Raw genomic sequence first — 16,144 nt, forward strand, 5'->3', positions numbered from 1 at the left:
GTGGAGCTGCCGAGCAGCTCGCTTTTCAGATCTGCCTCATCCACGCGGTACGGGGCCTGAGAGATTCAAGGGAGGTTCTTGCTCCTTCGGCGCCCGCGCACGGCCTTGCGGCGTGCCGGGACTCTCCCGCGCGGATTCAAGCGGCCGGTATGCAGTTGGTCCAGATGGCGCACATCATTGCACGCCATGTCCGAGATCGGGGGTGGGGGTCCGAAAGTTCGTACGCCCATCCGAGCAGCCGGAACGGAACCGGACATGCCGATCACCGTCTCTTTACACTCAGTGGGCAAGGGTCCGATGGCCCGATTCGGGGGAGGCGAACACTGTGCGGAGATTCGGAGTGGTGGCGACGACGGGAACCGTGGACGCGGTGCCGGCGCAGCGGCACGGCGCGCGTGATCGCGGGACGGCGGCGGACGGCGGCCTCGGCCTCGTACGCGACCTGCGCGGCCCGGCGCTGCGCGGACCGCGGCGGCTCGCCTTCGCCGAGGGCGACATCGTCGTGGTCTCCGGCCTCCCCGGCGGCGGCAAGAGCACGCTGATCAAGCGGGCCGCGCCGGAGGGCGGGGCCGTCGACTCCCAGGACACCCGCGAGCGCTGGGAGCGCCGGATGCCCGCCGCCCTGCCGTACGCGGTGTACCGCCCGCTGGTGCGCGCCGCGCACTACTGGGGGCTCTACCGGATCCTGAGCTCCGGCGCCTCCGTGGTCGTCCACGACTGCGGCACCCAGACCTGGGTGCGCGGGCTGCTCGCCGCGGCCGCGCGCCGCCGGGGCCGGGCGCTGCACCTCCTCCTCCTGGACAGCAGCCCCGAGGAGGCCCTCTCCGGCCAGCACGCGCGGGGCCGCCGGGTGTCCGCCTACGCCTTCGCCCGCCACCGCGGCGCCGTGGGCCGCCTGCTGCGCGACGCCGAGGCGGGCCGCCCGCCCGCCGGCTGCGCCTCGGCGACCCTCCTGGACCGCCGCTCGGCCGCCGCTGTGACGGGGATCGGCTTCCAGGGCTGACCGCCGGGCTGACCGCACCCGGATCCAGGGCCTGTCCTGTGCGTCGTGCCGGGCGCGCAGGGCCCGGGGCGGAGCCCCGGCAGCGGCGCCCGGCCGGGTGCGGATAGCCTCGGCACGACACACCGCGGAACCGACGGAGGCAGGGGCAGATGCAGGGCAGCGGCTGGCCGGGGAATGAGCTGGAGCAGGTGCTCGGGGCGGCGCTCGGGCAGCCGGACGCCGGCGGCCGGATCCTGGAGGTGCTCGGCCGCAGCCAGGTCTGGGTGCCCCTGCCCGCGGGCGGCGGCCCCGACGCGGCCGGCCTGGACCTGCCCACCATGGACATCGGCGGGGCGGCGTACGTCCCCGTCTACAGCTCCGAGGCCCAGTTCCTCGCCTGCGCGGGCCCCGGGATGGACTTCGCGGTGGCCCCGGCGGTCGAGTTCGCCCGGGGGCTGCCCCCGCAGCTCGGCATCGCGCTCAATCCGGAGGGCGCCGTCGGCGTCCCGCTGCCCCCGCCCGCCGTCGCGGAGCTCTGCCGGGCCGGCCGCAGCCCGCTCGACGGCCCCGCCGCCGGCGGCCGCGTGCGGCTCTTCGAGCCCGACTGGCAGGACGACCCGGTGGACTTCCTGGCCGCCGCCGGCGAGGAGTTCCGGGCCACCGGTGTGGTCGCAGCGGCGCACCGCTGCCTCGCCAGCGTCGAGGCAGGGGCCCCGGAGCTGTTCATCGGTGTCCGCCTGGTGGGATGGGAGCCGCAGATGCGCGAGGCTCCGATGGAGGCCCTCGGACGGGCCCTGACCCGTGTTCCGGCGCCGTGGCCCGTGCAGTTGATCCTCCTGGACGCGGCCCAGGACCCGGTCACGGACTGGATTCGTGAGCGCGTACGCCCCTTCTACCTCGCGTAGGGCCGCTTAAGCTGGTTACATTCCCGGCCGCACGCATGAGCGCAGGCCCGGGTGAAGCACGCGTGGAGCGACGGGCGGACGAAGAGGGGTACCGGGTGAGTGCGTCAGGCACGGCCGCGGCCGGGCAGGTCGAGCACATGATGCGCCAGGTGACCCCCGGGCGCTACGAGAGCTACGAGTCATTGCTGCACGCCCTCTCCGAGGGCCGGCTGTGGCTGCTGCTCTGGCAGGGGCAGCCGGGGTCCCCGGACGCCCAGTACGGCGGCATGGAGGTCGACGGCCTCGGCTACGCGCCCTGCGTCACCTCCCCCCAGGAGCTGGCCGCGAGCGGCTGGAACCGGGGCTACGAGGTGGTCACCGGGCGCGACATCGCCCGCGCCCTCTACCCGGACCGCTGGGGCCTGTGGCTCAACCCGCACGCCCAGGGCGGCGGCCTCGGCATCCCGTGGGCGGACCTGCGCCGCATCGCGACCGGCCTGGACCGGATGCCGGCGGGCCCCCTGCGGCTGTCCGAGCCCAGCATCGAGCTCCCCCAGTTCTACGGGCTGCTGACCCAGCACGCGCACCGCACCCCGGCCGTACGGTCGCTGCGCCGCGCCTGGGTGCAGCCGGCGCTCGGGTCCCCCTACCTCGCGGTCGGGCTCGACCTGTACGACGCCTCCGCGCCCGCGCTGGAATCCGTACGGGAGATGATGCGCCAGTCGGTCGGGGCGGTCCCCGAGGGCGTCCCGGTGTGCACGGTCGCGCTGGCGGACGAGCACGATCCCGTGGCGATGTGGCTGCGGGCGCAGACGCGCCCCTTCTACGACCGCGAGGGCCAGGCGCCGGCGTACTGACCCGGCCCCGCCAGGGCGTCCCGCAGACCCGCCGGGCGCTCCCGCACGACATTCGCATATCGAGACATCCGTCTCGAAGGCCGCACCGGACATATCGGTGCGGCCTTTGGCGTATCCGCTGAATACACCCAAGATTCATGCCCGAAAGGGCAGTTGGGTCGGATGTCCGTTCCGCGCCGAACCTGCGGTGTTTCACCGCTCAACAGGTCTGGCGGTTCGGATAACGGAAGGTGTAGGCGCAGATCACGGTTGCGCATCACATCCCCGGGGGGTCTGGCGGGCGATTGAGAGGGCGTTGAAGACTCCCCCCACCGAAGGCCGGTCCATCTCGCAAGCACCAGCTCTTCACGTGCACTTCCGGCACATTTCTCGCCAATCGCACCACCAGCGACGCCGATTGAACCAAGCCGCCACAGCGGCGGGCATGGGCCGGCCACCGTCGGCCGAGAGGGGTCCCCACCACGATGACGGCACCACTGCACGACACCAGCGCGGCCGAGCCCGCGGCCGTGGCCGCCCCCGATGTTCCGCACCAGGCGATCGAGGGGCGCTCGCCGTGGCAGATCGCCTGGCTGCGCCTCAAGCGCGACAAGGTCGCGCTGGCCGGCGGTGTCATCGTGCTGCTGCTGATCATCGTCGCGATCTTCGCGCCGCTGATCGTCAAGGCCCTCGGGCATCCGCCGGAGGAACTGCACGAGGACCTGCTCGACCCGCTGCTGGGCCTCCCGCTCGGCGACTGGGGCGGCATGAGCAGCGACTTCCTGCTCGGCGTCGAACCGGTCAACGGCCGCGACGTCTTCAGTCGCATCGTCTACGGCGCCCGGATCTCGCTGCTGGTGGCCTTCCTGTCCGCCTTCGTGGCGGTCTCGCTGGGCACCTTCTTCGGCATCGTCGCCGGCTACTTCGGCGGCTGGGTCGACGCGGCGATCAGCCGGGTCATGGACCTGCTGCTGGCCTTCCCGCAGCTGCTCTTCATCATCGCGCTGATCTCCGTCATCCCCAACAAGCTCTGGGGCTTCGAGGGTTCGGGCCTGCGCATCGCCGTCCTGGTGCTGGTGATCGGCTTCTTCGGCTGGCCCTACATCGGCCGGATCGTCCGAGGCCAGACCCTCTCCCTGCGCGAGCGCGAGTACGTCGAGGCCGCACGCAGCCTCGGCGCGGGCCGCTTCTACATCCTCTTCCGCGAACTGCTCCCGAACCTGGTGGCGCCCATCACCGTCTACGCGACGCTGATGATCCCCACCAACGTGCTGACCGAGGCGGCCCTCAGCTTCCTCGGAGTCGGCGTCAAGCCGCCCACGCCGTCCTGGGGGGAGACCCTCGCCACGGCCGTGCGCACCTACGAGGACGATCCGCTCTTCATGATCTTCCCCGGCGTAGCGATCTTCATCACCGTGCTGGCCTTCAACCTCTTCGGCGACGGCGTCCGCGACGCACTCGACCCGAAGGGCTCCCGCTAGCCACCGCAGGGCAAACCAAGGACCGGCCTCGTGCCGTACGTACACCGGAACTACAACGGAGGGTTGCGAGCATCGTGACTACCCATCGCACGTCGAAGCGCAGACTTGCCGCCGGCACGGCCGTCGTGCTCGCGGCCATGCTCACCGCGACCGCCTGTGGCGGGGCCGACAAGAAGGACGACAAGGCCGCCACCTCCGGCAGTGGCTTCAACGCGGGCATCGAGAAGGTCGCCAACGCGTCGGACAAGAAGGGCGGCGAGCTGAAGTTCGTCGGCACCCAGGACGCCGACTCGTGGGACCCGCAGCGCGGCTACTACGGCTTCATGTGGGACTTCTCCCGCTACTACACGCGTCAGCTGATCAGCTTCAAGCCCGGGCCCGGCAAGGAGAGCACCGAGCTCGTCCCCGACCTCGCCACCGCCAAGGCCGAGATCAGCGACGGCGGCAAGACCTACAAGTACACCCTCAAGGACAACGTGACCTGGGAGGACGGCTCGCCCGTCACCGCCCAGGACATCAAGTACGGCATCGAGCGCACCTGGGCGCAGGACGTCATCTCCGGCGGTCCGGTCTACCTCCAGCAGGTCCTCGACCCGAAGGCCGAGTACCCCGGCCCGTACAAGGACACCGCTCCGGACAAGCTCGGCCTGAAGGCGATCGAGACGCCGGACGCGAAGACCATCATCTTCAAGCTCCCGACGCCCAACGGCGACTTCGAGCAGATGCTGGCGATGCCGGCGGCGAGCCCGGTCAAGCAGGACAAGGACACGGCCGCCAAGTACGGCCTCAAGCCCTTCTCGAACGGCCCGTACAAGATCGACTCGTACGAGCCGAACAAGAGCATGAAGCTCTCGCGCAACGAGAACTACAAGCCCGAGTCGGACACCATCCGCAAGGCGCTCCCGGACACCATCTCGGTCACGTTCATGGCGAACGCGGACGACATGGACAAGCGCCTGATGAACGGCGAGTTCGACCTCGACATCAACGCGACCGGCATCGGCCAGGCGGCCCGCGCCACCGCGCTGAAGGAGCACAAGGGCAACCTCGACAACGGCCAGACCGGCTTCATCCGGTACGCGGTCATGCCGCAGACCGTCGCGCCGTTCGACAACATCGAGTGCCGCAAGGCCGTCATCTACGCGGCCGACAAGAAGTCCCTGCAGACCGCCCGCGGCGGCCCGCAGGCCGGTGGCGACATCGCCCCCAACATGCTCCCGCTGGGCATCAAGGGCTCGGACGCCAAGTACGACCCGTACGAGGTCCTGAAGAACGACGGCAAGCCGAACCTCGACAAGGCCAAGGAGGCCCTCAAGGCCTGCGGCAAGGAGAGCGGCTTCAAGACCACCATCGCCGTCCGCAACAACAAGCCGGTCGAGGTCGCCACGGCCGTCTCCCTCCAGAACGCCCTGAAGCAGGTCGGCATCGAGGCCGACGTCGACCAGTTCGACGGCGCCCAGACCTCCGGCATCATCGGCTCGCCGAAGGTCGTCAAGGAGAAGGGCTACGGCATCATCATCATGGGCTGGGGCGCCGACTTCCCGACCGGACAGGGCTTCTCGCAGCCGCTGGTCGACGGCCGCTTCATCCTGCAGAGCGGTAACAACAACTTCTCCGAGCTGAACGACCCGGCCATCAACAGCCTGTTCGACCAGGCCATCGCGGAGACCGACCCGGCCAAGGCCGGCGACATCTACAAGCAGATGAACCAGAAGGTCTCCGAGGCCGCGGTCTACCTGCCCTTCGTCTACGACAAGACGATCACCTGGCGCAGCAGCCGGCTGACGAACGCCTACACCACCGACGCCTACAACGGCCGCTACGACTACGCGTCCCTCGGTGTCGTGAAGTAACGGTCCATCAGTCCAGTTCCAGTGTTCCAGTGCCACACCCGCTAGGCACGAAGGGCAGGTGATGGCCGCGGTTACGGCTTGGGGGCGCTCTCCGCAAGAGGGCGCCCCCGGGCCGCAGCCAGGCCGAGCGCAGTGCTTGCATACCTCATCCGACGGATCTTCGCCGTCCTCGTCATGCTGCTGGTCATCACCTTGGTGACCTTCGGAATCTTCTTCCTCTTCCCGAAGCTGATCGGGACGGACCCTGCCCTGTACTTCGTGGGCAAGCAGTCCGACCCCATCGCCATCGAAGGCATCCGGCAGAAGATGGGTCTCGACGACCCGATCCTCGTCCAGTTCGGCAAGTTCGTCGTCGGGCTGGTGGCGGGTCGCACGTACGCCAACGGCTCCGACGTCACGCAATGCGCCGCGCCCTGCTTCGGATACTCGTTCAAGACCGAGCAGGAGGTCTGGCCGCTGCTGCTGGACTGGCTGCCGGTCACGCTCTCCCTCGCCCTGGGCGCCGTCGTGCTCTGGGTGGCCGGCGGTGTCGCCACCGGCGTCGTCTCCGCCCTCAAGCGCGGCACGGTCCTGGACCGCTCGGCCATGGGCGTCGCCCTCGCCGGCGTCTCCCTCCCCATCTACTTCACGGGCATGCTCGTCCTCGCCCTCTTCTCCGACCAGCTGGGCTGGTTCGGACGGCCGGAGGCGACCTTCGCCGACGATCCGGCCAAGTGGTTCAACGGCATGGTCCTGCCGTGGGTCTCGCTCGCCTTCCTCTACGCGGCGATGTACGCGCGGCTCACCCGCGCGACCATGCTCGAAGTCCTCAACGAGGACTACATCCGCACCGCCCGCGCCAAAGGCCTGACGGAACCCGTCGTCATCGGCAAGCACGCCATGCGCTCGACGATGACGCCGATCCTGACGGTCCTGGGCCTCGACCTCGGCGCCCTGATGGGCGGCGCGGTCCTGACCGAGTACACGTTCTCGCTGCACGGCCTGGGCTACAGCGCGGTGCGCGCCATCAGCGAGCACGACCTCCCGGTCATCCTGGGCATCACCCTGATCTCCGCGTTCTTCGTCGTCGCCGCGAACCTCATCGTTGACCTCCTGTACGCGGTGATCGACCCCCGAGTGAGGCTGTCATGACCGACCGGACGACCAAGACCGGAGAGACCGTGGCGCCCCACCAGCCCTACGACGGGTCGCCGCCCTCCACCGCCTTCCTGGAGGTCCGCGACCTCAAGGTGCACTTCCCGACCGAGGACGGCCTGGTCAAGTCGGTCGACGGCCTCTCCTTCACCCTGGAGAAGGGCAAGACCCTCGGCATCGTGGGTGAGTCCGGATCCGGCAAGTCGGTGACCTCGCTGGGCATCATGGGCCTGCACCGGGTGGGCCAGTACGGCCGCCAGCGGGCCCGGATCTCCGGCGAGATCTGGCTCGACGGCAAGGAGCTGCTCTCCGCGGACGAGGACGAGGTGCGCAGGCTCCGCGGCCGGGAGATCGCGATGATCTTCCAGGACCCGCTGTCCGCGATGCACCCGTACTTCACCGTCGGCAAGCAGATCTCCGAGGCGTACCGGGTCCACCACAAGGTCGACAAGAAGGCCGCCCGCAAGCGGGCCGTCGAGCTCCTCGACCGCGTCGGCATCCCCGAGCCGCACAAGCGGTTCGACAGCTACCCGCACGAGTTCTCCGGAGGCATGCGCCAGCGCGCGATGATCGCGATGGCGCTCGTCAACAACCCCGAACTGCTCATCGCGGACGAGCCGACGACCGCCCTGGACGTCACCGTCCAGGCCCAGATCCTCGACCTGATCCGGGACCTGCAGAAGGAGTTCGGCTCCGCGGTCATCATGATCACGCACGACCTCGGCGTGGTCGCCGAGATGGCCGACGAACTCCTCGTGATGTACGGCGGCCGCTGCGTCGAGCGGGGCACCGCCGAGAAGGTCTTCTACGAGCCCCGGCACCCCTACACCTGGGGCCTGCTGGGCTCGATGCCGCGCATCGACCGCGAGCAGACCGAGCGCCTCATCCCGGTCAAGGGCTCGCCGCCCAGCCTCATCAACATCCCGAGCGGCTGTGCCTTCAACCCGCGCTGCCCGTACGCCGACGTGCCCAAGGGCAACGTCACCCGCACCGTGCGCCCCGAGCTCACGGCGCCGGACGACACCGGGCCCGGCGGGACCCGCCACTGGTCCGCCTGCCACATGTCGCAGGAGGAGCGGACCCGGATCTGGACCGAAGAGATTGCGCCGAAGCTGTGACCGACACCCAGAAGACGGATCCGGCCGTCACCCTTCCGGCGCAGGCCACCGACTCTCCCGAGCCGCTGCTCAGGGTCACCGGCCTGACCAAGCACTTCCCCATCACCAAGGGGCTGCTGCGCAGGCAGGCCGGCGCGGTCAAGGCCGTCGACGGCCTCGACTTCGACGTCCGGCGCGGTGAGACCCTCGGCATCGTCGGCGAGTCCGGCTGCGGCAAGTCGACCATGGGCCGGCTGATCACGCGGCTGCTCGAACCGAGCAGCGGCACGATCGAGTTCGAGGGCAAGGACATCACGCACCTGGGGGTGGCGGGCATGCGCCCGCTGCGCCGCGACGTACAGATGATCTTCCAGGACCCCTACGGCTCGCTGAACCCGCGCCACACGGTGGGCACCATCGTCAGCGCCCCGTTCAAGCTGCAGAGCGTCACCCCGGAGGGCGGGCTCAAGGCGGAGGTCCAGCGGCTGCTGTCGCTCGTCGGCCTCAACCCCGAGCACTACAACCGCTACCCGCACGAGTTCTCGGGCGGCCAGCGCCAGCGCATCGGCATCGCGCGGGCCCTGGCACTGAAGCCGAAGCTGGTGGTCGCGGACGAGCCCGTCTCGGCGCTGGACGTCTCGATCCAGGCCCAGGTGGTCAACCTCCTGGACGATCTCCAGGAGGAGCTCGGCCTCACCTACGTGATCATCGCGCACGACCTGTCGGTCATCCGGCACGTCTCCGACCGCATCGCGGTGATGTACCTCGGCAAGATCGTCGAGCTCGCCGACAACAAGTCGCTGTACGGGGAGCCGATGCACCCGTACACGGCGGCCCTGATGTCGGCGGTGCCGGTGCCGGACCCGAGGCGGCGGGGCGCCAAGAGCGGCCGCATCCTGCTCAAGGGCGACGTGCCGTCCCCGATCTCGCCGCCGAGCGGCTGCCGCTTCCACACGCGGTGCTGGAAGGCGACGCAGATCTGCGCGACGCAGGAACCGCCGCTGCTGGCGCTGAAGACCGGCCACCAGGTGGCCTGCCACCACCCGGAGAACGCCCCCGACCAGGCCCCGGGCGACAAGCCCCTCCCCGGCGCGGCGGACGCGGTCACGAAGGCGACGGAGTAGGACCCGGATGTGCGGCCGGGCCGTTCCGGCCCGCCCGCACATCCGGCCCGGCGAACCCAGCCCCGCAGGCGTTCGAGGCGCGGAGCCCGGTCCCGGTCGCGGCGGCGGGGCCCTGGTCTTGACCCGCACCCGGCGGCGGAGCCCGGGTCCCGGCCCGCACCCGGCGGGAGCCTCAGTCTTGACCGCACCCGGCCGCGGCGGCGGAGCCCCGGTCTTGACCCGCACCCGGCCGCGGCGGCGGAGCCTCGGTCTCGGCCCGCACCCGGCCGCGGAGCCTCAGTCTTGACCGCACCCGGCGGCGGAGCCCCGGTCTTGACCCGCACCCGGCCGCGGCGGCGGAGCCCCGCATCCTGCCGAGCCCGCCGCAGGCGCCCCGTACGGCATCCACACGCCGTGGCCGGAGTCGCAGATTCCGCCGAGCCTGCCGACCAGACCCAGCCTCGCCCGGGGGCCCTCCCAGCGGCAGCTGGGGGAGTTTGAGGCGCGGGGTCCGGGGCACAGCCCCGAGTCCTCGACCCGCACCCGGCCGCGGCGGCGGAGCCCCGCATTCCGCCGAGCCCGCCGCAGGCGACAATGGCCCCGTGCTCCACGATCTCTTCCCGCCCGGGGTCCAGCATGCCTTGGACCTCGCCGGCATCTTCGTCTTCGCCACCTCGGGCGCCCTGCTCGCCGTCCGCAAGAACTTCGACGTCTTCGGCATCGCCGTGCTCGCCCTCGTCACCGCCCTCGGCGGCGGCCTCTTCCGCGACCTGGTCATCGGCGCCGTCCCGCCGGCCGCCTTCGGTGAGCTCAGCTTCTTCGTCACCCCGCTGATCGCCGCCGCGCTCGTCTTCTTCCTGCACCCCGAGGTCCAGCGGATCAACCGGGCCATCAACGTCTTCGACGCCGCCGGCCTCGCGCTGTTCTGCGTGACCGGCACGACCAAGGCCTACGAGTACGGCCTCGGCCTGACCGCGTCCGCCGCCCTGGGCCTCGCCACGGCCGTCGGCGGCGGCGTACTGCGCGACGTGCTGGTCAACGAGGTGCCCTCGCTGCTGCGCGACCGCGAGATGTACGCCGTGCCCGCCACCGTCGGCGCCGCGATGGTCGCCGTCTCCATCGCCCTGGACTCCCTCAACGGCGTCACCACCGCCCTGGCGATCGTCACCACGTTCGTCCTCAGGCTGTTGGCCATGCGCTACCACTGGCGGGCGCCGCTGGCCTGGAATCGGCGCTCCTCGGTGGCCGAAGAGCCGTAACGAATGGAAAGCTACCGCTTAGTAGTAAGCGGGTGTACCGTCGTTCCATGTCATATGCAGCTGCCCAGGCATCCATCGGCGACAGCGAGTTCGACCGCGACACCGCCATCACCGAGCGTGCGGGCGAACCCGGTGTCTACGACGCGGAGCTCTCCGCCGGCTGGACGATCATCGCCGCAGTCAACGGCGGATACCTGCTGGCCCTGGTCGGCCGGGCCCTGTCGGCGGCCCTCCCGCACCCGGACCCCTTCACGGTGTCCGCGCACTACCTGACCTCCTCCGTGCCCGGCCCCGCCGTGATCCGCACCGAGGTGGTCCGGGTCGGCCGCACCCTCTCCACCGGCCAGGCCTCGCTCTTCCAGTACGACGAGCACGGCAACGAGGTCGAACGGATCCGCGTCCTCGCCTCCTACGGCGACCTCGCCGCCCTCCCGGACGACGTGCGGACGGTCGCGGTACCGCCGCTCATGCCCCCCTACGAGAACTGCCTCGGCCCGGAGGCCGGCCCCGCGCCGATCCCCGGCAGCTCCGCCATCGTGGACCGGCTCCGGCTGCGCCTGGACCCGGCGACCGCGGGCTGGGCCGTCGGCGCGCCCTCCGGCAAGGGCGAGATGCGGGCCTGGTTCGAGCTGGCCGACGGTCGCGACGCCGACCCGCTCTCCCTGCTCCTCGCGGTGGACGCGCTGCCTCCGACCGCCTTCGACCTCGGCCTGGTGGCCTGGACCCCGACCGTGGAGCTCACCACGCACATCCGCCGCCGACCGGCCCCCGGCCCGCTGCGGATCTCCATCACCACCCGCAACCTCGCCGGCGGCTTCCTGGAGGAGGACGCCGAGGTCTGGGACTCCACCGACCACCTGGTCGCGCAGTCCCGCCAGCTGGCGCGAGCCCTGCGCATGTGACGAGCCGCCCGGCCGGGGAGCGGCGGGGCGGGCAGGGCCCCCTCGCCCCGGCCGGATCGGGTCCCACCGGGCGGAGGGGCCCGGGCGGGCTCGTAGAATCGGGGGATCATGGCCTACCTCGACCACGCCGCCACCACCCCCATGCTGCCGGAGGCCGCCGCGGCGATGACCGCGCAGTTCGCCGCCACGGGGAACGCCTCCTCCCTGCACGCCGCCGGCCGCCGGGCCCGCCGTACCGTCGAGGAGGCCCGCGAGGCCTTCGCCGAGGCGATCGGCGCCCGCCCCAGCGAGGTGGTCTTCACCGCCGGCGGCACGGAGGCCGACAACCTCGCCGTCAAAGGCCTCTACTGGGCCCGGCGCGACGCCGACCCCGCCCGGACCCGGGTTATCGCCAGCCCCGTCGAGCACCACGCCGTCCTCGACGCCGTGCACTGGCTCGCCGAGCACGAGGGCGCCCAGGTCGACTACCTGCCCGTCGACCGCTACGGGCGCGTGCACCCCGACGCCTTCCGCGATGCCGTCGAGCGCAACCCCGACGACGTCGCCCTGGCCACCGTCATGTGGGCCAACAACGAGATCGGCACCGTCATGCCGGTCCGTGAACTGGCCGCCACCGCCCGGGAGGCCGGCATCCCGCTGCACTCCGACGCCGTCCAGGCCTTCGGGCAGCTCGACGTCCGCTTCGGCGACAGCGGCCTCGCCGCCATGACCGTCAGCGGCCACAAGATCGGCGGCCCCTACGGCATCGGAGCGCTGCTCCTCGGCCGAGACCAGAGCCCCGTACCCGTCCTGCACGGCGGCGGGCAGGAGCGGCACGTCCGCTCCGGCACCCTCGACGTGCCCGCCGTGGCCGCCTTCGCGGTGGCCGCCGTACTCGCCGCCGAGCGGCGCGAGCAGTTCGCCGCCGAGATCGGCGCCCTGCGCGACGAACTGGTCGCCGCCGTCCGCGCGGCCGTGCCCGACGCCGTCCTCGGAGGGGACCCCGAAGAGCGGCTTCCGGCCAACGCGCACTTCAGCTTCCCCGGCTGCGAGGGCGACTCCCTGCTGCTCCTGCTCGACGCCCAGGGCATCGAGTGCTCCACCGGCTCGGCCTGCACCGCGGGCGTCGCCCAGCCGAGCCACGTCCTGCTGGCGGCCGGCACCGACCCGCAGCTGGCCCGCGGCACCCTGCGCTTCTCCCTCGGCCACACCTCCACCAAGGAGGACGTCGCCGCCCTGGCCGCGGCCATCGGCCCCGCGGTGGAGCGGGCCCGGACCGCGGGCCTCAGCTGAGCGTCGTCCGGGAGGCTCAGGCCGCAGCGGCCAGGGCCTCCCGGACCATGCGTATGTAGCGGTCCCAGTCCCAGTGGTCGCCCGGGTCCGTGTGATCGGCGCCGGGCACCTCCGAGTGCCCGACGATGTGCCTGCGGTCCGCCGGAAAGTCGTACCGCCGGCAGATGTCGGCCGCCAGCCGCGCCGAGGCCGCGTACATGGCGTCCGTGAAGTCCTTCGGACGGTCGACGAAGCCGACGTGCTCGATGCCGACACTGCGCTCGTTCATCGAACGGTTCCCGGCGTGGAAGGCCACGTCCAGCTCGCGCACCATCTGCTCCACATGCCCGTCGCCGCGGACTATGTAGTGCGCCGACGCCTTGTGCCACGGGTTCTTGAAGGCGTCCACCGACGACTGGAAGCCGCCCTGCGTGACGTGCACGACGATCCGGTCCACCCGGTAGTCGTCGGGCCGGTCCGCCAGCCGCCAGTTCGCCGGGGAAGCCGCGGTCCACCCCGCGCCCGCGTGGTCGATCTCGCCCTCCTTGCGCGGCTTGGACACCCCCGGCATCAGCCACCAGGCGCGGCTGATCTCGTCCCGCCCCGCGACCGCCGCCGCGGCGACCACCCCGAGCCCGCCGAACAGCACGACCCTGCGCGTGCGGCCCTTCGGCTTCGATCTCGCTTTACCCTGCTCGGTCATGTGATCCACCCCCCTGACCCGACAACGCGCTGTGACCCCGCTCGGTTCCCCCGTACCCTGGACGGTGCTATGACTGAGAACCTGCCGCGCACCGACCGCCCCCTTCGCGTCCTGGCCGCCATGTCCGGCGGAGTGGACTCCGCCGTCGCCGCCGCCCGCGCGGTCGAAGCCGGGCACGACGTGACCGGCGTCCACCTCGCGCTCTCCGCGAACCCGCAGTCCTTCCGGACCGGCGCCCGCGGCTGCTGCACCATCGAGGACTCCCGCGACGCCCGCCGCGCCGCCGACGTCATCGGCATCCCCTTCTACGTATGGGACCTCGCCGAGCGCTTCCGCGAGGACGTCGTCGAGGACTTCATCTCCGAGTATGAAGCTGGCCGCACCCCGAACCCCTGCCTGCGCTGCAATGAGAAGATCAAGTTCGCGGCCCTGCTCGACAAGGCCCTCGCCCTCGGCTTCGACGCCGTCTGCACCGGCCACTACGCCACCGTCGTCCTGAAGGAGGACGGCTCCCGCGAGCTGCACCGCGCCAGCGACATGGCCAAGGACCAGTCGTACGTCCTCGGCGTCCTCGACGAGAAGCAGCTCGCCCACGCCCTCTTCCCGCTCGGCGACACCCTCACCACCAAGGAAGAGATCCGCGCCGAGGCGGAGGCCCGCGGCCTCGCCGTCGCGAAGAAGCCCGACAGCCACGACATCTGCTTCATCGCCGACGGCGACACCCAGGGCTTCCTCGCGCACCGCCTCGGCAAGGCCGAGGGCGACATCGTCGACGAGTCCGGCGAGAAGGTCGGCACCCACGAGGGCGCCTTCGGCTTCACCATCGGGCAGCGCAAGGGCCTGCGCATCGGCCACCCGGCCCCCGACGGCAAGCCGCGCTACGTCCTCGACATCTCCCCGGTGAACAACACCGTCACCGTCGGCCCGGTCGAGGCCCTCGACGTCAGCGCCCTGACCGCGATCCGTCCCCGCTGGTGCGGCGCTGCGGCCGCCGCCCCGGGCACCTACACCGCCCAGCTGCGCGCCCACGGCGGCGAGACCGAGGTCTTCGCCGAGGTCGTGGACGGCGAGCTGCGCGTCTCCTTCACCGAGCCCGTCCGCGGCGTGGCCCCCGGCCAGGCGATCGTGCTCTACGACGGCACCCGCGTGGTCGGCTCCGCCACCATCGCCACGACGACGCGAGCCGCTGCCGCCGTCTGAGCCTCAGGGGCCGGGTAGGGATGACCCGTACGCAAACGCTCAGGGCGGTGAACCATCGGCCCCGCATCACCGGGAGGTCGGTCACGCCGGTCGGCTTCCTCGGGGCCCGGACCGCGCGGGCAGTCCCTCCGTGTCTGCGGGTGACCGGCGTCATGGACGGCCGAGTCGGCACGACGGAGGTGAAGACCGTCCGGATGCCGCGATCCCGGCCCGAGCGGTACGCGCTCGGTTCCGGGGACCGTGCGTGGAGCGGCGGCAAGACCATCTGGTTCGAGCCGAAGGCGGGCAGGGGCGGGCCCGACGCGCCCCCGCCCCCGGCGGCCGCCGCCCTCGCGGCCTGAGCAGTGGTCTGCGGTGGCGCGCGCCCGGCCCCTGCCCGAGGTTCGGCAGGGGCGGGGGTGCGGCGCGCCCGTGCCGGTCCAGGGGTTCGGGGGCCCGGGCGTCGGCCGGCCGGGTCAGGCCACCGTCAGGACGATCTTGCCGGTGGTGCGGCCCCGCTCGCCGATCTCGTGGGCCTTCGCGGCCTGCTCCAGCGGCAGCACGGTGTCGACCAGCGGCTTGAGCAGGCCCTGTTCGACCAGGGCCGCGATCTCCTCCAGCCCCTTCAGGTCGGGCTCCACGATGATCCAGGAGGCCCGCACGCCCCGCGTGTCGGCCGGGATGCCGTCCGGGCCGGGCAGGGTCACCAGGTGGCCGCCCGGCTTCAGCACCTTCAGCGAGCGCTGCCCGTGGTCCCCGCCCATGGCGTCGAGCACGACGTCCACGTCCGTGACGGCATCCTCGAAGTCCGTGGTGCGGTAGTCGATCACTTCGTCGGCGCCGAGCTCGCGCAGCAGGCCGTGCTTGCCCGCGCTCGCGGTGCCGATCACGTACGCCCCCCGGGCCTTGGCGATCTGCACGGCCAGGTGCCCGACCCCGCCGGCCGCGGCGTGCACCAGTACGCGCTGCCCGGCCGCCACCCCGGCGGTGTCCACCAGCGCCTGCCAGGCGGTCAGCGCCGCCAGCGGCAGGGCCGCCGCCTGCACGTGGTCCAGCGAGGCGGGCTTGCGGGCGAAGTGCCGGGCCGGACCGGTCACGTACTCGGCGTAGGCGCCGGCCTGCTGCGGGAAGCGGGGCATCCCGTACACCTCGTCGCCCGCCCGGTAGAGGGTCACGCCCGGTCCGACGGCCTCGACCGTGCCGGACACGTCCCATCCGACCTGCGGGACCGGTCCCCAGGGGATCAGGGCGCCGGAGGCCCGGGTCTTCCAGTCGACGGGGTTCACCCCGGCCGCGCGGACGCGCACCAGGATCTCGCCCATGCCCGGCTCCGGCCGGTCCAGCTCGGTCTCGGTCAGTACCTCGGGTCCGCCCCACTGGCTGACGACGACGGCGCGCATATGTGTCTCCTCGGATGTGTCTCGTGCTGCTGTGCCACCAGCTTCGGTGCCCGGAGCGGACCATGGTGTTGGCCAGACGG

General features: G+C 71.8%; 15 protein-coding genes and 1 riboswitch. Of the genes, 13 read left to right on the forward strand and 2 right to left on the reverse strand.

Going from position 1 to position 16,144, the window contains the following annotated elements; all coding sequences use genetic code 11:
- Positions 1-35 precede the first annotated feature (35 nt).
- Positions 36-139, reverse strand: a riboswitch (glycine riboswitch).
- A 204-nt stretch (positions 140-343) separates the two neighbouring features.
- The 11 genes from ACFWFZ_RS04990 to ACFWFZ_RS05040 all read left to right on the forward strand — a co-directional run bounded on the left by ACFWFZ_RS04990 (position 344) and on the right by ACFWFZ_RS05040 (position 12,803).
- Entirely contained in the window at positions 344-1,003 is a 660-nt protein-coding gene (locus tag ACFWFZ_RS04990; RefSeq protein WP_387116751.1) for an AAA family ATPase, read from the forward strand.
- Positions 1,004-1,152: 149 nt separating this feature from the next.
- Positions 1,153-1,887, forward strand: coding sequence for an enhanced serine sensitivity protein SseB (locus ACFWFZ_RS04995; protein ID WP_387116754.1), 735 nt, complete (start codon positions 1,153-1,155; stop codon positions 1,885-1,887).
- Between the two features lie 95 nt (positions 1,888-1,982).
- Positions 1,983-2,723, forward strand: a complete 741-nt coding sequence (locus ACFWFZ_RS05000) for an enhanced serine sensitivity protein SseB C-terminal domain-containing protein (RefSeq protein WP_376500018.1) — start codon at positions 1,983-1,985, stop codon at positions 2,721-2,723.
- 464 nt (positions 2,724-3,187) lie between these two features.
- Positions 3,188-4,183: an ABC transporter permease gene (locus ACFWFZ_RS05005; RefSeq protein WP_387116758.1), complete on the forward strand. Its 996-nt coding sequence runs from the start codon at positions 3,188-3,190 to the stop codon at positions 4,181-4,183.
- Positions 4,184-4,257: 74 nt separating this feature from the next.
- Complete coding sequence (locus ACFWFZ_RS05010; protein ID WP_387116761.1) at positions 4,258-6,036, forward strand: ABC transporter substrate-binding protein; 1,779 nt, start codon at positions 4,258-4,260, stop codon at positions 6,034-6,036.
- Between the two features lie 132 nt (positions 6,037-6,168).
- On the forward strand, positions 6,169-7,167 hold the full coding sequence (locus tag ACFWFZ_RS05015; protein ID WP_387116764.1) for an ABC transporter permease: 999 nt from the start codon (positions 6,169-6,171) through the stop codon (positions 7,165-7,167).
- A complete protein-coding gene (locus ACFWFZ_RS05020; RefSeq protein WP_387116767.1) occupies positions 7,164-8,288 on the forward strand; it encodes an ABC transporter ATP-binding protein in 1,125 nt (374 codons plus the stop codon). The genes ACFWFZ_RS05015 and ACFWFZ_RS05020 overlap by 4 nt, the downstream gene beginning before the upstream one ends.
- Positions 8,285-9,391: an ABC transporter ATP-binding protein gene (locus tag ACFWFZ_RS05025; protein ID WP_387116770.1), complete on the forward strand. Its 1,107-nt coding sequence runs from the start codon at positions 8,285-8,287 to the stop codon at positions 9,389-9,391. Before ACFWFZ_RS05020 ends, ACFWFZ_RS05025 begins: the two co-directional genes overlap by 4 nt.
- A gap of 581 nt (positions 9,392-9,972) precedes the next feature.
- A complete protein-coding gene (locus tag ACFWFZ_RS05030; protein WP_387116773.1) occupies positions 9,973-10,629 on the forward strand; it encodes a trimeric intracellular cation channel family protein in 657 nt (218 codons plus the stop codon).
- A gap of 47 nt (positions 10,630-10,676) precedes the next feature.
- Positions 10,677-11,531 (forward strand): thioesterase family protein, encoded by an 855-nt coding sequence (locus ACFWFZ_RS05035; RefSeq protein WP_387116776.1) that lies wholly within the window; start codon positions 10,677-10,679, stop codon positions 11,529-11,531.
- A gap of 108 nt (positions 11,532-11,639) precedes the next feature.
- Positions 11,640-12,803: a cysteine desulfurase family protein gene (locus tag ACFWFZ_RS05040; RefSeq protein WP_387116779.1), complete on the forward strand. Its 1,164-nt coding sequence runs from the start codon at positions 11,640-11,642 to the stop codon at positions 12,801-12,803.
- Between the two features lie 16 nt (positions 12,804-12,819).
- Here the strand turns inward: ACFWFZ_RS05040 and ACFWFZ_RS05045 are convergent, their stop codons facing one another.
- A complete protein-coding gene (locus ACFWFZ_RS05045) occupies positions 12,820-13,485 on the reverse strand; it encodes an N-acetylmuramoyl-L-alanine amidase (protein WP_387116782.1) in 666 nt (221 codons plus the stop codon).
- A 69-nt stretch (positions 13,486-13,554) separates the two neighbouring features.
- On the opposite strand from ACFWFZ_RS05045, the gene mnmA reads away from it, so the two are divergent.
- Both mnmA and ACFWFZ_RS05055 read left to right on the forward strand, forming a co-directional pair.
- The gene (mnmA, locus tag ACFWFZ_RS05050) at positions 13,555-14,685 is read left to right on the forward strand and encodes a tRNA 2-thiouridine(34) synthase MnmA (RefSeq protein ID WP_387116785.1); all 1,131 of its coding nucleotides are present in this window, start codon (positions 13,555-13,557) and stop codon (positions 14,683-14,685) included.
- Between the two features lie 152 nt (positions 14,686-14,837).
- On the forward strand, positions 14,838-15,026 hold the full coding sequence (locus tag ACFWFZ_RS05055; RefSeq protein ID WP_387116788.1) for a hypothetical protein: 189 nt from the start codon (positions 14,838-14,840) through the stop codon (positions 15,024-15,026).
- Between the two features lie 114 nt (positions 15,027-15,140).
- Here ACFWFZ_RS05055 and ACFWFZ_RS05060 read toward each other — a convergent pair whose 3' ends face one another.
- A complete protein-coding gene (locus tag ACFWFZ_RS05060; protein ID WP_387116790.1) occupies positions 15,141-16,064 on the reverse strand; it encodes an NADP-dependent oxidoreductase in 924 nt (307 codons plus the stop codon).
- Between the last annotated feature and the right edge of the window lie 80 nt (positions 16,065-16,144).

The sequence above is a fragment of the Streptomyces sp. NPDC060232 genome (assembly GCF_042726555.1).
In the GTDB taxonomy this organism is placed as follows: domain Bacteria; phylum Actinomycetota; class Actinomycetes; order Streptomycetales; family Streptomycetaceae; genus Streptomyces.

What these genes read in the sequence shown, in the direction of transcription:
- ACFWFZ_RS05005 (WP_387116758.1), top strand. Translation starts at nt 3,188, where the DNA reads ATGACGGCACCACTGCACGACACCAGCGCGGCCGAGCCCGCGGCCGTG.
- ACFWFZ_RS05040 (WP_387116779.1), top strand. Translation starts at nt 11,640, where the DNA reads ATGGCCTACCTCGACCACGCCGCCACCACCCCCATGCTGCCGGAGGCC.
- ACFWFZ_RS05060 (WP_387116790.1), bottom strand. Translation starts at nt 16,064, where the DNA reads ATGCGCGCCGTCGTCGTCAGCCAGTGGGGCGGACCCGAGGTACTGACC.
- ACFWFZ_RS04995 (WP_387116754.1), top strand. Translation starts at nt 1,153, where the DNA reads ATGCAGGGCAGCGGCTGGCCGGGGAATGAGCTGGAGCAGGTGCTCGGG.
- ACFWFZ_RS05045 (WP_387116782.1), bottom strand. Translation starts at nt 13,485, where the DNA reads ATGACCGAGCAGGGTAAAGCGAGATCGAAGCCGAAGGGCCGCACGCGC.
- mnmA (WP_387116785.1), top strand. Translation starts at nt 13,555, where the DNA reads ATGACTGAGAACCTGCCGCGCACCGACCGCCCCCTTCGCGTCCTGGCC.
- ACFWFZ_RS05055 (WP_387116788.1), top strand. Translation starts at nt 14,838, where the DNA reads ATGGACGGCCGAGTCGGCACGACGGAGGTGAAGACCGTCCGGATGCCG.
- ACFWFZ_RS05035 (WP_387116776.1), top strand. Translation starts at nt 10,677, where the DNA reads ATGTCATATGCAGCTGCCCAGGCATCCATCGGCGACAGCGAGTTCGAC.
- ACFWFZ_RS05020 (WP_387116767.1), top strand. Translation starts at nt 7,164, where the DNA reads ATGACCGACCGGACGACCAAGACCGGAGAGACCGTGGCGCCCCACCAG.